This is a genomic window from Cupriavidus sp. GW821-FHT07C08, assembly GCF_059419025.1.
Genome location: NZ_JBWKQZ010000013.1, coordinates 46,199 through 59,178, shown reverse-complemented (window position 1 = coordinate 59,178; position 12,980 = coordinate 46,199). Strand labels below are relative to the sequence as shown.

General features: G+C 63.2%; 13 protein-coding genes. 6 read left to right on the top strand and 7 right to left on the bottom strand.

The features are described from left to right. The first annotated feature begins 206 nt into the window (after positions 1-206). Positions 207-578 (top strand): hypothetical protein, encoded by a 372-nt coding sequence (locus AC07UK_RS17815; protein ID WP_494686580.1) that lies wholly within the window; start codon positions 207-209, stop codon positions 576-578. Continuing rightward, positions 575-970, top strand: a complete 396-nt coding sequence (locus tag AC07UK_RS17810; RefSeq protein ID WP_494686581.1) for a hypothetical protein — start codon at positions 575-577, stop codon at positions 968-970. The genes AC07UK_RS17815 and AC07UK_RS17810 overlap by 4 nt, the downstream gene beginning before the upstream one ends. A gap of 78 nt (positions 971-1,048) precedes the next feature. Here AC07UK_RS17810 and AC07UK_RS17805 read toward each other — a convergent pair whose 3' ends face one another. The 4 genes from AC07UK_RS17805 to AC07UK_RS17790 all read right to left on the bottom strand — a co-directional run bounded on the left by AC07UK_RS17805 (position 1,049) and on the right by AC07UK_RS17790 (position 5,467). After that, positions 1,049-2,053, bottom strand: coding sequence for an ABC transporter substrate-binding protein (locus AC07UK_RS17805; RefSeq protein WP_494686582.1), 1,005 nt, complete (start codon positions 2,051-2,053; stop codon positions 1,049-1,051). Positions 2,054-2,246: 193 nt separating this feature from the next. Beyond that, a complete protein-coding gene (locus tag AC07UK_RS17800) occupies positions 2,247-3,554 on the bottom strand; it encodes an MFS transporter (RefSeq protein ID WP_494686583.1) in 1,308 nt (435 codons plus the stop codon). A gap of 123 nt (positions 3,555-3,677) precedes the next feature. After that, complete coding sequence (gene kce / locus AC07UK_RS17795; protein WP_494686584.1) at positions 3,678-4,610, bottom strand: 3,5-dioxohexanoate:acetyl-CoA acetone transferase; 933 nt, start codon at positions 4,608-4,610, stop codon at positions 3,678-3,680. Between the two features lie 74 nt (positions 4,611-4,684). Continuing rightward, positions 4,685-5,467, bottom strand: coding sequence for an SDR family oxidoreductase (locus tag AC07UK_RS17790; protein WP_436220506.1), 783 nt, complete (start codon positions 5,465-5,467; stop codon positions 4,685-4,687). A gap of 96 nt (positions 5,468-5,563) precedes the next feature. Here AC07UK_RS17790 and AC07UK_RS17785 point away from each other — a divergent pair, with 96 nt between their 5' ends. Beyond that, positions 5,564-6,346, top strand: a complete 783-nt coding sequence (locus tag AC07UK_RS17785) for a GntR family transcriptional regulator (RefSeq protein WP_436220507.1) — start codon at positions 5,564-5,566, stop codon at positions 6,344-6,346. 335 nt (positions 6,347-6,681) lie between these two features. Here the strand turns inward: AC07UK_RS17785 and AC07UK_RS17780 are convergent, their stop codons facing one another. Then, positions 6,682-8,457 carry an SWIM zinc finger family protein gene (locus tag AC07UK_RS17780; protein ID WP_436223024.1) on the bottom strand — a complete coding sequence of 592 codons (1,776 nt, stop codon included), beginning with the start codon at positions 8,455-8,457 and terminating at the stop codon, positions 6,682-6,684. Positions 8,458-8,639: 182 nt separating this feature from the next. Further along, positions 8,640-8,933, bottom strand: a complete 294-nt coding sequence (locus AC07UK_RS17775) for a helix-turn-helix domain-containing protein (RefSeq protein WP_436220508.1) — start codon at positions 8,931-8,933, stop codon at positions 8,640-8,642. Positions 8,934-9,296: 363 nt separating this feature from the next. On the opposite strand from AC07UK_RS17775, the gene AC07UK_RS17770 reads away from it, so the two are divergent. The 3 genes from AC07UK_RS17770 (at position 9,297) to AC07UK_RS17760 (ending at position 11,984) form a co-directional block, all read left to right on the top strand. Further along, on the top strand, positions 9,297-9,647 hold the full coding sequence (locus AC07UK_RS17770; RefSeq protein WP_494686585.1) for a DUF2958 domain-containing protein: 351 nt from the start codon (positions 9,297-9,299) through the stop codon (positions 9,645-9,647). Positions 9,648-9,929: 282 nt separating this feature from the next. Beyond that, complete coding sequence (locus AC07UK_RS17765) at positions 9,930-11,276, top strand: MFS transporter (protein ID WP_494686586.1); 1,347 nt, start codon at positions 9,930-9,932, stop codon at positions 11,274-11,276. A 15-nt stretch (positions 11,277-11,291) separates the two neighbouring features. Then, positions 11,292-11,984 carry a helix-turn-helix domain-containing protein gene (locus AC07UK_RS17760; protein ID WP_494693887.1) on the top strand — a complete coding sequence of 231 codons (693 nt, stop codon included), beginning with the start codon at positions 11,292-11,294 and terminating at the stop codon, positions 11,982-11,984. A 51-nt stretch (positions 11,985-12,035) separates the two neighbouring features. On the opposite strand, the gene hutG is transcribed toward AC07UK_RS17760, so the two are convergent. Further along, positions 12,036-12,980 carry a formimidoylglutamase gene (gene hutG / locus AC07UK_RS17755; RefSeq protein ID WP_494687959.1) on the bottom strand — a complete coding sequence of 315 codons (945 nt, stop codon included), beginning with the start codon at positions 12,978-12,980 and terminating at the stop codon, positions 12,036-12,038.

Here is a 12,980-nt window from a genome sequence, read left to right as displayed (position 1 = left end):
AGTCATTGAGTCGTTGGGAGAGCGCCGTGACGCGAAGCGATGCATGTGCTGACCTCGCGCGGCGACCAGGAACATGCGGCGCAAATTGTACCGGCGTCCGCGTGCGGAAGAAGGGCAACTTTAAGGATTGCCTTAGGGACGCGCGAACAAGAGTTCGATACATCATGGTATTTGCCGGAGCTGTGCGTGGCGTCGGACTGGAGGCCATGATGAAGCACTTCATCGCGATCGGAGTACTGTTGTTCACGGCTACGTCGGCCAATGCATGCCGACCGCCCTATCTGGAGTACAGCGCTGTATTCGAGCCCGGCTCAGCCACGCTATCCGGTGCAGAGGTGAAGCGCCTTGCCGACTGGCGCATCAATTCCCGTCGCGCCTTTCCGGCCGGGTACACCGTCTACATGTACCTGCGTCAGAACGAAATCATCGGTATTCCACGCCAGCTTGCCGAAGCACGGGCGCGTTCAATGACAGGCTTACTTGAACACCTCGGAATCAACAAGAAGGACATCGAGAGGCCAGAGGTACGTTCCACCGCGAGTGGGCATGTCGCTTCTGAAGAGGAGGGAAGGCAATGAAGCAGGCATCTCAATCAACCCCCGTTGCCCGCACGTCTGCTGTGAGGGCTAAGGCTATGCAAAGGACAAGGACCTCGCGTTCACGTATCAAGTGGGTGGCGTCCGGCGTGCTTCTCGCGATGATGGCAATCATCGCGATTGACGCCTGGCAGGCATGGCATTCGCCCCAGCGCTATCCATTTGGTGCAGAGGGGCCGGTGGCTAATCTCTGGGCGTACCAGTCGCAGCGACACTACCTGATTGCAGCAGGACTTGCGTTCGCCGCCTGTTGCCTCGCGATGATGAGGATCTGGTTGCGCTACGCGCCGAGGTGGCTTCGTTGGCTATGTGTTGCACCACTTCTCTCTATGGTGGTGCTTACGGTCTATGAGTGGCTCATCGCGTTCGAATGAAAACGCAAACTATGGCGTGACGGGCAACGGGTCCGCCCACACCGCACCAGTGCTACCCCGACGCTGACCCGGCATCAGTCACTCAATGACGCGGTCAGCTCGCTTCAGCAACTCGGGAGGAATCGTCAATCCCAACTCGCGAGCAGTCCTGAGATTGATAGCGAGTTCGCGGCGCGAGACGACTTCGAACGGGGTGTCCGCAGGCTTTGCGCCCTTCAATATCCGATCAATGATGACCGGCAAGCGGGGGAAGTTTTTCGCAACGCTTGTGCCGTAGCTAAGCAGGCCACCCGAATCGTCCGCGCCTCCCCAGAACATGGTCGGCAGCCGACGACTCGTAGCCAATGTTGCAATGCGCTTGCGCTCCGCAAGCGGCGCGGGAACTTCGAGCACTATCAGCGCCTGGGCACGACCGCTTTCCATGGCATTGAACGCAGCCTCCAGATCGGGCTTCGGTCCCCGTACTTTCAGTAGCTGAGGGGTCACGCCAGCCGCGTGCGCAGCGGCGACGTTGGCGCGCTCTATGGGCGCCAAACCGCTGGCGTCGGCGCCAGGGATGTCTGAGTCGCTAAGAACGGCAACGCGTTCAAGTCTGGGGATCAGCGCCTTGAGGATATCGAGCTGCCGCGACGGAAGTTCTGGGTCATTGTTCGTCGCCCCGGTGATATTGCCGCCGGGCCTCTCCAGCGTTGCTGCGACCCCGATCGCCACCGGATCGGCAACGATTGAGGCTACGATCGGAATCGTCGTAGTCGCCTTTCGTGCCGCGTTGGTGGAGGGGCCGCCATACGTGGCTATGACATCCACGCCTTGGTTGACCAGTTCGATCGCGAGCTCGGGTAGGCGTTCAAGCCTGTTTTCGGCAAAGCGTCCCTCATAGATGACATCGGTGCCTTCGACGTACCCGAGTTGCGCCAGGCCATGGCGGAGCCCTTCGAATGCGGGATTGGGCTTTCCGTCGACGATGCCAGCCCCGTTTATCAGCGCGCCGACCCGAAAGGGCTTTCGAAGTTGCTGTGCGTAAGTCACGCCCTGGCTGACAAGCAACACTGCGGCTCCTGCGAGGATCGTGCGCCTGTCCATTGCATCCCCTCCACGTACTGCTTCAATTTCCGCACCGGCGAGTCCGGAGGCTTGGGACTGCCAGGCAGTCCCTGTCCAATATTCCTTTGATACGCGGCCTCAACGCAGGGATATGTGCGGACACGAACATACTTGCACGGGCGAACCGGCTTCTGCCTTTACAGCTCGGCCGGTACGGTGACGCTTCAGCCCTTCAGCGTTCCTGCCCCTGCCGCAAAAACGGCGCCACGGCGCAGGCGATCAGCAACAGGCCCGCCATGATGACCAGCCCATTGCGCGTACTGCCGGTCGCCTGTTCGATGATGCCCATCACTGACGGTCCGATGAATCCGCCCACCAGCCCGCAGGTATTGATAAGGGCCAGTCCGCCCGCCAGCGCCACCCCCTTCAGGCGAGACGACGGGAACAGGAAGACGATCGACTGCACCACGAAAAACATCAGCGCGGTCAGCGAGAAGCCGACGAGCGCCAGCACCGGCCCTGCGAAGGCGGCAATCAGCAGGCCGGCTGCCATCACAACCAGCCCCAGGCAGAGCAGGCGGCGGCCGCGCCGTGGGGTGTTGGCATGTCGGGGCAGCCAAGCGGCCCCGATGGCGGCGGCAATCCAGGGCAGGGAATTGAGCAGACCGATTTCCACGGGCGTGAGCTTGCCGTACGTGCCGATGATGCCCGGCAGGAAGAAGATCACCGTGTAGATTGAGATCTGATGGCAGAAGTAGATGAAGATCGCCAGCCAGACCTGCGGATCACGCATGGCGCCCAGGAACGAGTGGCCGCCTTTGCCGGCGCTGGCATCGGCGGCTTCCGCGGCCAGCCGGCTGCGGACTTCCTGCGCCTGGGCTGGCGTCAGCCATGGTGCGCTGTCCGGACTGTCGGGCAGCTTCTTCCAGACCACCGCGGCAAGGAACACCGCGGGCAGGCCTTCCAGCACGAACATCCATTGCCAGCCCTTGAAACCCCAGAGGCCATCCATGCCCAGCAGGGCGCCGCCCAGCGGGCCGCTGACGATGTTGGCAATGCAGACGCCTAGCAGGAAGTAGCCCACCGCCCGCGCGCGATCCTCGCGGCCGAACCAGTACGTGAGATAGAGCATCACACCGGGAAACAGCCCCGCCTCGGCCGCGCCGAGCAGCACGCGCATGACGTAGAAGGAGGTCTCGCCCTGGACAAAGGCCATCGCCGCGGACAGCAGGCCCCACGTCACCATGATGCGCGTGATCCAGAAGCGCGCCCCGACCCGATGCATGATCAGGTTGCTCGGGATTTCCAGCAAGGCATAGCTGAGGAAGAACAGACCCGCGCCCAGGCCGTAGGCCGCGGCCGAGATGTTCAGGTCGACAGCGATGTGGGTCTTGGCGAGTGCAATGTTGGTGCGATCGAGAAAGCTGATCACATAGGACAGCACCAGCAAGGGCATGAGCTTGCGGAACAGCAGTGCGGTCAGCGGGCGGTCTGTCGGCGCGGCCAGCGGCGGCGCGCCTGAGGCGGGTACGGTCTGCATGTGCGTAGTCTCCATCGGCGGATACAGCGCCACGCCCTGGGGCCGCGCGTCAGCCGTTCTGCCTGGTTGATGTCTTCAGTGTTCGATGGTTGGGCGGGGCCGGGCCGTGGCGGCCCCGCTTGTTCAGAACGCGGTGCCTGCCGCGCCCTTGAGGTCCAGGATGTCGCGGGCTTCGTCCGGCGTGGCCACGTCGATGTTCAGGGCTTCAAGCACGGTCCGGATGCGCGTGACCTGCTCGGCGCTGGAAGCCGCCAGCTGGCCCGGACCGATCCAGAGTGAGTCCTCCAGGCCAACGCGCACGTTGGCGCCCATTGCCGCGCCGATGGTCGCCAGCGGAAGCTGGCCTCGGCCGGCGCCCAGGATCGACCAGCGGAACTGATCGCCGAACAGGCGCCGGGCGGTGCGGTGCATGTGCATCAGGTCCTCGGGATCGGGGCCAATTCCGCCCAGGATGCCAAAGACGGATTGGATGAACACCGGACCGCTGACCAGGCCACGGTCAAGGAAGTGCCGCAGGTTGTACAGATGGCTGATGTCATAGCACTCGAATTCAAATCGCGTCCCGTTGACATTGCCGATGCGCAGGATGTTCTCGATGTCCTGGTAGGTGTTCTTGAAGATCAGGTTGCGGCTGTTCTCCAGGTGTTCACGCTCCCAGTCGTGCTGGAATTCCTTGAAGCGGTCGAGCATCGGGAACAGGCCGAAGTTCATCGAGCCCATGTTCAGCGAGGCCAGCTCCGGCTTGAAGGTCGTGGCCGGCAACATGCGCTCTTCCACCGTCATGTGCGGGCTGCCGCCGGTGGTGATATTGATCACGGCGTCGGTCTCGGCGCTGATCCTGGCGAGGAACGGCCGGAACAGCTCCGGGTCCTGCGACGGGCGTCCGTCCTTCGGGTCGCGGGCGTGCAGGTGCAGGATGGCGGCCCCTGCGCGCGCCGCGTCGATGGCGGCTTTTGCGATCTCGTCGGCGGTCACCGGCAGGTGGGGCGACATGCTGGGCGTGTGGATGGCGCCGGTCGGGGCGCAGGTGATGATGGCTTTGGCTCGCTTGGCCATGGTGATTCCTTGGTCGGGTGTTGTCTGGCTGCGGGCCGCGGATATCCGGCGGCCCCCGGAATGCGCTGGGCGCGCTAGCTGAGCGCCTGGGTCAGGCCGTCCACGACCATTTCCTGGCCGTGCACATTGGCCGCCTGGTCGCTGCAGAGAAAGCGCACCATGTTGGCGATGTCGCGCATCGTCACCATGCGGCACAGTGCCGCCTGCGACGTGTAGTTGCGCGTGACTTCGTCAAGCGGCTTGCCGAGCGACTCGGCCTTCGCGGCAATGACGGCGCGGATACGGGGGCCGTCGACCGCACCGGGCAGCACCGTGTTGACACGGATGCCATCCGCGCCCAGTTCAAGCGCCAGCGATTTGGTAAAGCCCACCACGGCCCATTTCGATGCGGAGTAGGCGGAACGGCCCGGCATGCCGAGATGCCCGGCAGCGGAGGACAGGTTGACGATCGACGGCGAACGCCCCTGCCGCAGGCGCGGCACCGCGGCGCGGGCGCACAGGAACTGGCCGGTGATGTTGACGGCAAGCGTGCGCTCCCAGTCGGCCAGGGACAGTGTTTCGACACCGCCGGTAGGGCCGGCAACCCCGGCATTGTTGACGAGGACATCCAGGCCGCCAAAGGCGCCATCCACCGCCTGGAACAGCGCCTCGACGTCGCTTTCCTTCGACACATCGGCCCTGACTGCCACCACGCCGGGCAACTCGGCACAGAGACGTTCGAGGCTGTCGCCAGCCACGTCGCAGACCGCAACGCGGGCGCCCGCCTCCACAAAGGCCCGTGTGATCTCCAGGCCAATTCCGTCCGCGCCAGCGGTCACCAGTACGCGTTTGCCGGCGAGCGATTCATCCTTCCACATGATTCCAATCCTCTCGGGAACAGGCGGCTGCCTGCCTTCCGGACGAAGATTAAAACTGTGATCACAGATCAAATATAGAGAATAACCCTATGTGCTATGCTTCGCGGCATGACCCTGAATGACCTTGTCACGCCCCTTGTCCGCCAGACGCTCAGCCGCGATGTCTACACGCAGCTACGAGACCTGCTGATCAGCGGCCAGATGATGCCGGGAGAGCAGATTTCCCTGCGCAACATTGCTGCCGCACTGAACGTCAGCGTCATGCCGGTGCGGGAAGCGGTGCATCGTCTGGTCGCCGAGCAGGCACTTGAGCTCACGCCAAACCGTGCACTGCGGGTACCGAGGATGAGCGTCAGCCAGTTCGAGGAAATCACAAAGATCCGGATTCAACTGGAGGGACTCGCCACCGCGACTGCGGCAGAGCGCATCAGCGATGAGGAACTGAAGCAGGTACAGGCACTGCACCGCCGGTTTGCCGACGAGATGTCGAAGCGCAGTCCCGACGGCGCGGATGTCATCGCCGCGAACCAGGCCTTTCACTTTGCCGTGTACGCGGCGGCGCGCATGCCGATCCTGTTGCAGATGATCGAGTCGCAGTGGTTGCGCATAGGCCCGATTCTTAACCACGACCTCCGCTCCGGATCGCGCCGCGTGGAAGAACGCGTCGCGGTCAAGCATCACGACAATCTGATCGAAGCGCTGCGCAGGCATGACAGTGCGGCTGCTTGTGCGGCGCTGCGCGGGGATATCGAGAGCGCGGCGGCCTATATTGTGTCGGCGGGAGTGTTAGTCAATGCGGATGAAGCTGAGGAAGCAGCGGCCACGCTGGTGCCGGTGAAGCGGGCGGCAAAGGCTGGGCGTGTGGGGGTGAAGCGCTGATCGGTGCTGAGGTCGTTAGCCATTCTGCGTGTGCGATTTGCGCGGACCGGCCGTGGCCGGCGCCGCGACCTGCGGTAGCTCCCCACCGGAGAGGATCCGCGAAGGCAGGCGTGGCTTGCGCGCTTCCGTCGGCCTAGCCCTCACCAGCATTGCCCTTCGGGTCACTGGTGTCCGGAATACCTGCCAGGTCAGTCGATAGGTGGCGCTGTCCAGCGGCTCGACGTGTGCACGCTCCAGCATCCGCAACAGTCCCCATCGGTCACTGAACTCATAACTCTTGTTGGTTCCCGCCTTCTGAGCCAGTGTCCGCTGAACATCAAGCAGACACGATAAATTCAGGACAATTTGGCGATCAACTTGATGAAGTTGCGCTTCGCGCGATAGGTGACGCGGATCTGCTCCAGTTCTCTGGTGAACTCGGCGCGCTCGCCCTGTTGTGCCCGCAGCCCTCCGATGGCGCGCACGATTTCAAATGCATCGTCATAGCGCGCACTGCCGGCGCCGTTCCGGACGGCCACCGGCAGCAGCCGGTGATAGAGGGCAATCGCGTCATGGGGGTGCGTTCTGCCGCGGACAGCTGCCATCCGAGGCCAAAGTTGCGTCGCGACCGGGCCGCCGACGAAGGCGTCCCAAGCCACATCGTTCTTTTCTTCGGAGAGGAGAATCTTGACCAGTTCGGTGCGCGTTGGCGTCTGCCAGTAATCGCGTTTCGATTTGTCGCTCGACTCCTCCTTTTTGATAAGCGCCCAAAGGTGCTTTAGTGCGCGTTCTCGGATCTCATCATTTTGACCGATGGCCGTAGCGACCTTCATCAAGGAGGGGAATGTGCCGGCCGCCGGCTGCATCTCGAAGCGACGCCATGCGAACGTAGCGGCCCGGTCGAATTCGCCGCGACGCAGATATGCTTCGACGCAAAAGTCGAGCAGGCGCGAGTCGACGTTCTTGCCCGACTCTCGAAGACCGCGTTCGGCCCACTCGAGACCCTCGTCCCGGCGCCCGTGCTTGACGCAAAGTTCCGCTATCTGGAGAAAGCAGTACGGGCTAGACAGGTCCTTGGTGCGAATTCGGATGAGTGCATCAATGTCGCCGTCAAGTTCCGCCAGCGATTGCATTGCGTGCGCTAGATTCAGGCGGCGCGGCTCGAATGACTGGCCACACTCATTGCCCGGAGCAAGCGGGACGAGGGCTTCCCAGGCCTCGCTGATCAGTTCACGGTAGCGACTCAACCCGCTATTGCCCAGAGGTCCTGCGTAAGCGGGCAAGACATCGAGGAAAGTACCCCACTTGCCTTCCACCTGCAGGCGGAAGAGCCGCTCCGCAAGCCTCACCGGGTCGGGGCGGGTCTGCTGGCATGCGTCGAGGTGGACAGACGCCAGCTCCAGGATGCCAGGCATCACGCCGCCGCCGGAATCGTCAATCTGCTCAAGGCTCTTTTCCGCCCCAGCAATTGCCAGCTCGGTGAGTTCGACAACTTGCGCGGCGTGCGGTCCAACCAGCCTCTGGCGCAGTGTCTCAGCCAGCGACATCACGCTGTCGCCGTATTCGCCGGCCTCCATCCAGCTCAGCGGCCGGGATATGCGCGTTATCTGGTGCACGGCAGTCCTCATGCTCGGCAAATCGGACGCTTGCGCCGTACGCGCGGCGAAGAGCAACCTGTCGCGTAACGTCCGGTCAAGCTCGACAGCTTCCAGCAGCAGTTCCTGAAGCGCGTCCCTGTCCAGCGTCGCCACGTATTCGCGAATCAGTTCCCCGTGGGTCTTTCGCTTCTTGCGCGGTTTCTCCTTGGCGGTCTCTTCGCCATGGAACACCTCTTCGCCAGTGTTTTCGAGCCAGGCGAGTGCAACGGCTACCGCGTGCTTGCAGAAAATGCCTTCATCGCCTACCGGACAGTTGCATACATAGGCGATTTCGCTTTCGCCTGCGACGGCCAGCTCAACGCGGTAACGGCGCGTTCCGCGCACGCTGGCGCGAACAGCGCCTTCGTCTGCGTCCAGACGAGACACTGCCCCGTCATGGAAATAAGCCATGCCACGCGCGAACGACCCGGCGTCGGCCTGCGCCTGGACTTTGGCGAGTGTGAGAATTTCAGCGAGCTTTGCTGGTGTGGACATCGAGTTGGCGTCGCATTGAAGGGATGCGATTAGTTTCCACGGAGCATTCTGTATGGCAATCCGGCTTAGCTCGCGTAGATCGCGGAATCGCAAGCGCTGTTGTCGTTTCGCATCGATTACCGCCGTGCCAACGTAGGGAGCGAATTTCATCGAACGACCGCATGAATCCGGCTGGGGCCTCCCTACTTCACGGTAGACACCGAACGCTTGCGGCCTGGCTTGAGCGACACCACAGGCTCCCTCGACTCCACGAACAATTCCTCAACCGTCACGCCAAGCGCGCTAGCAAGCAGGACCAGGTTGTCGAGAGAGATATTGACGATTTCGCGCTCTACTTGGCTGATGTAGGTGCGATGCAAGCCTGCGCGGCTGGCCAGAGCCTCCTGCGATACCCCCTGCTTGCCGCGTAAGGCTTTCACATTAGCCGCCAAGTGCGCCCGCACTTTACGCTGGGCTGAATTGATGCTCTCGTCCATGGAACGAGAGCATCACCTTAAGAACCTTATGAATCTACAGCCTTAGAATCTACAGATTTTAAATCTACAGACTTTACATCTCAAAAATACGGTTCTACACTGCTGCTCTTAACGGGCGGGAGCACGTCGGGGTGTGTGACATTGGGGTACGGGTTGGCACTCCCGCTTGCACCCGAAGCTTGCTTTGTTTGGATTCGTGCATGGCCACGACGATTTACGCCCCGTGAATGCTTAACGATGACGGACAGCGCTTGCGCCTAGTTCCGGCGCCGCACCGTACCGTGTTGGGGCCTGACGGCTCGCTTGGTATGCCAACGGTATCGCCTCGCTCCGCCGTGGAACGAACATTTCAGGAGGCTGAGAATGATTCAACCCCTTATCACCTCAGAACAACGCGAGCAACTGCTCGCAAACGGTCATGCATACGCAGCCGGTCACGGAAGCGACCCGGTGCCCGTAGTGCGGCTGTTTACCCCGGACGCGCATGCGATCTGGCTACTGGTCGCCCTGGATCCAGCCGATGGTGACACCGCCTACGGTTTATGCGACGTGGGTATCGGCATGCCCGAACTGGGCCATGTAAAGCTGTCCGACCTGGCATCCATCGTTGGACCGCTCAAAAAGCCGATTCTTCGCGACCTGTACTTCCAGCCAAACCGATCGCTATCGGCGTATGCACAGCTGGCGCAGGTAGACGGTTCGATCCCCGACTGACCGAACCCGCCGGCCACTCCGGTAGCCCTCTGCTGCGCCTCATTGGTTGCAGCAGGGGCGTCGATTCCGCACAAAGACCAGCATGGAAAGACGGTGCGCACGAATTGATGTCCGCGCGCCAACTGGGCATTTCCATGCAGGCGTGTCGCACCGGACGATGCCTGATCGGCATCGCTCACGCGCAATCAATGGGGTCTTGGTCTCAAAAGGACCGGCCCTAACCGAAGTCCATTGATCACTACCTGACGAGGACCGAACGTGAATCTACAACAGGAACCCCATGTGAATCCCCTGAGCGTCCCGGGCGGCGTCTTACCCGCTCCGGCACGCACGCTGGCTGCTCGCGACTATAAGACCTTGGCCCTGGCGGCCCTTGGCGGCACGCTCGAATTCTATGACTTCGTCATCTACGTCTTCTTCGTGACGGTGCTGGGCGCGCTATTCTTCCCGCCCAATATGCCAGATTGGCTGCGACAACTGCAGGCGTTCGGCATTTTCGCCGCGGGCTACCTGGCACGCCCGCTGGGCGGCATCGTGATCGCCCATTTTGGCGACCGGCTTGGCCGCAAGCGCATGTTTACGCTGTCGATCCTGCTGATGGCTGCGCCTACGTTGATGATCGGCCTGTTGCCCACCTATGCCAGCATCGGCGTCGCAGCGCCGTTGCTGCTGCTGGCGATGCGCGTGCTGCAGGGCGCGGCCATTGGGGGCGAGATGCCCGGTGCCTGGGTGTTTGTCGGCGAACACGTGCCGAGCGGGCATTACGGTTTCGGCATCGGCGCGCTGACCTCTGGCATCACGGGCGGCATTCTGCTGGGTTCGCTCGTTGCGGTCGCCATCAATCGCCATTACACGCCTGAGCAGGTGAGCGATTTCGCCTGGCGCATTCCCTTCCTCCTGGGCGGCGTCTTCGGAATGGTGTCGGTGTACCTGCGCCGGTTTCTGCATGAGACCCCCGTGTTCCGCGAGTTGGCTGAGCGCAGCAATCTGGCGCGCGAACTGCCGATCCGCACCGTGCTGCGCGATCACCGCTCGGCCAGTCTGTTCGTGGCACTGCTGACCTGGGTACTTTCGACCTCCATCGTCGTCGTGGTGCTGTATACGCCCGCCTACCTGCAGAAGATCCACCACATACCCGCCGCGCTTGCGCTCGAGACCAATGCGTTCGCCACCCTCATGCTGACCATCGGCTGCGTAATCGTCGGCTGGGCGTGCGACCGCATCGGCACCCGCGCCGTCATGCTGATCGGCTGGGGCGGGCTGTTCATGACCGCTTACCTCTTCTACGGCAGCCTGCCCGGCACGCCTGCCACGTTGTTCTGGCACTACGGACTGCTGGGTCTGTTCGTCGGCACCATCGCCACCGTGCCGATTGCCGGCGTGCGCGCCTTTCCGGCACCAGTGCGGTTCACCGGTCTCTCGTTCGCCTACAACATGTCTTATGCAGTCTTTGGCGGCCTCACGCCGATGGTCCTCACGCTCTGGCTACAGCACGACACCATGGCGCCTGCTCACTACGTAGCAGTACTGGCAGCTGTCGGATTCTTGCTTGCGTTCCGGCCCCTCGCCAGGAGCGGCCATGCCATGCGCAATGGCGTGGCCAGCACGGCTGGCCAGGTCGGTCGATAACGAAGGAGCAACGCAATGAATACGACGGAAAACACGCCACCAGTACGCCTGCTGACCCCCGCCGAGCTGGCTGTCTGCATCAAGGTGTTCCGCGACGCCCGGCAATGGACTCAGGAGCAGTTGGCCGTGATCGCCGGGCTCAACGTGCGAACCGTTCAGCGCGTCGAGCAAGGCTGGCCGGCCGACGCCGACACCTGCCGGGCGCTGGCCAGCGCGTTCGATTTCCTGGACATCGACGCGCTCAACAAGCCATTCGCGATTCCACCGGAAGACGAACTCAAGGCTGCGCAGGAACAGTTCGACCACGAACACGTCGCCTTCGCGGCGATTGCGCTGACTACGGGTAAGCAGTTGGCCGAGCTGGCGCAGACCAGCACGATGGACATGTCGCAGCTGGCCTTCGAGATGGGCCGCGAAGCGGATAAATGCTTCGCCGCGCTGATGGAATATTTCCGCAACTACCGGGATGGCCTGGACGCCTACACCGAAGCGCAGAAGCGCGAGGCGGCTGACACGATGCAAGCCAACATCGATGTGCTCAAGACCCTTGGCGTTTCGCTACGCTATGCCGAGCGCAACGTGCTGCTGAAGGGGGGCTCGGACCCGGACAGGCCAATGCCAGCTAACGTCCTGTACGTGATCGGGTTTCCGCTCGGCAAGGAACCCAAGCTGTTCGCCACGCCAACTTCCGTTGATATCCGTCTGTAGGCTGAAGGTTGACCAACCGCCGGGCGGCCGGGGGGGGGCGTGACCTGCCTGTCAGCCGAACAGGCGCCAGGCCAACCGCGCAGCCACGCGCGCGCCCAGGTGGTCGCGGTCGTACTGCGGGTTGTACTCGGCCAGGTCGGCCACGCGCAGCTTGCCGCTGCGGCGGGCAAGCAAGGCCACTTCCTCCACCACCGGCAACGGCACGCCATAGGCGGCGGGTGCCGACACGCCCGGCATCACGGCCGCCGGCAGCGCGTCGAGGTCGATGGTCAGGTACACGTGGTCCGTGGCATCGATGCGCGCCGCCAGTTCCGCGAGGCGCGATGCCAGGTGGCGCTCCTGCATGTCCACGTCTTCCACGTAGCAGACACCCAGCGCATCGGCGCGGCTGAACAGCGCCGGCGTGTTGCTGAGGCGGCTGACGCCCAGGCAGACATAGTCGAACGGCTGCCCGCGCTCGGCGCAGGCGTTGGCGATCTGGTCGAACGGCGTGCCGGAGCTTGCGGGCCGGCTGGTGCGCAGGTCGAAGTGGGCATCGATATTGATGATGAGCACGCGCCCGCCATCGTCCTGCGCATCCAGGTGCGCGCGCAGGCCTTGCCACGTGCCCCAGGCCACTTCATGGCCGCCGCCCAGCACCAGCGGCAGCCCGCCGCGCGCCAGCACGTCGCGCACGGTGCCCGCCAGCGCCCGCTGGGCTGACTCCAGGTCGCCGTCGTCACAGCTGACATTGCCGGCGTCGTATAACGCGGGCAGCCCATGCGCCGGCACGTTGGCCAGCGCCTGGCGGATGGCGTCGGGGCCGTGCGCGGCGCCGGGACGGCCCTGGTTGCGCAGCACGCCGGCGTCGCAATTGAAGCCGAGCAACACCGGTGCGCCGTCGAGGGGTGTCACGTTTGCCGCTTCCAGCGCATGCACGATGTGGAACAGGCGCGTGGTGTCGCCACGCTCGCCGTCGTCGACACGGCCCTGCCAGAGGTTCTGGGTCACAGCCAT

Bases quoted from the DNA above. Each gene is read 5' to 3' on its own strand.
- AC07UK_RS17770 (WP_494686585.1), top strand. From the start codon at position 9,297: ATGATTCAACCCCTTATCACCTCAGAACAACGCGAGCAACTGCTCGCA.
- AC07UK_RS17810 (WP_494686581.1), top strand. From the start codon at position 575: ATGAAGCAGGCATCTCAATCAACCCCCGTTGCCCGCACGTCTGCTGTG.
- AC07UK_RS17760 (WP_494693887.1), top strand. From the start codon at position 11,292: ATGAATACGACGGAAAACACGCCACCAGTACGCCTGCTGACCCCCGCC.
- hutG (WP_494687959.1), bottom strand. From the start codon at position 12,980: ATGGCTGTGACCCAGAACCTCTGGCAGGGCCGTGTCGACGACGGCGAG.
- AC07UK_RS17805 (WP_494686582.1), bottom strand. From the start codon at position 2,053: ATGGACAGGCGCACGATCCTCGCAGGAGCCGCAGTGTTGCTTGTCAGC.
- kce (WP_494686584.1), bottom strand. From the start codon at position 4,610: ATGGCCAAGCGAGCCAAAGCCATCATCACCTGCGCCCCGACCGGCGCC.
- AC07UK_RS17780 (WP_436223024.1), bottom strand. From the start codon at position 8,457: ATGTCCACACCAGCAAAGCTCGCTGAAATTCTCACACTCGCCAAAGTC.
- AC07UK_RS17785 (WP_436220507.1), top strand. From the start codon at position 5,564: ATGCTTCGCGGCATGACCCTGAATGACCTTGTCACGCCCCTTGTCCGC.
- AC07UK_RS17800 (WP_494686583.1), bottom strand. From the start codon at position 3,554: ATGCAGACCGTACCCGCCTCAGGCGCGCCGCCGCTGGCCGCGCCGACA.
- AC07UK_RS17815 (WP_494686580.1), top strand. From the start codon at position 207: ATGATGAAGCACTTCATCGCGATCGGAGTACTGTTGTTCACGGCTACG.
- AC07UK_RS17775 (WP_436220508.1), bottom strand. From the start codon at position 8,933: ATGGACGAGAGCATCAATTCAGCCCAGCGTAAAGTGCGGGCGCACTTG.
- AC07UK_RS17790 (WP_436220506.1), bottom strand. From the start codon at position 5,467: ATGTGGAAGGATGAATCGCTCGCCGGCAAACGCGTACTGGTGACCGCT.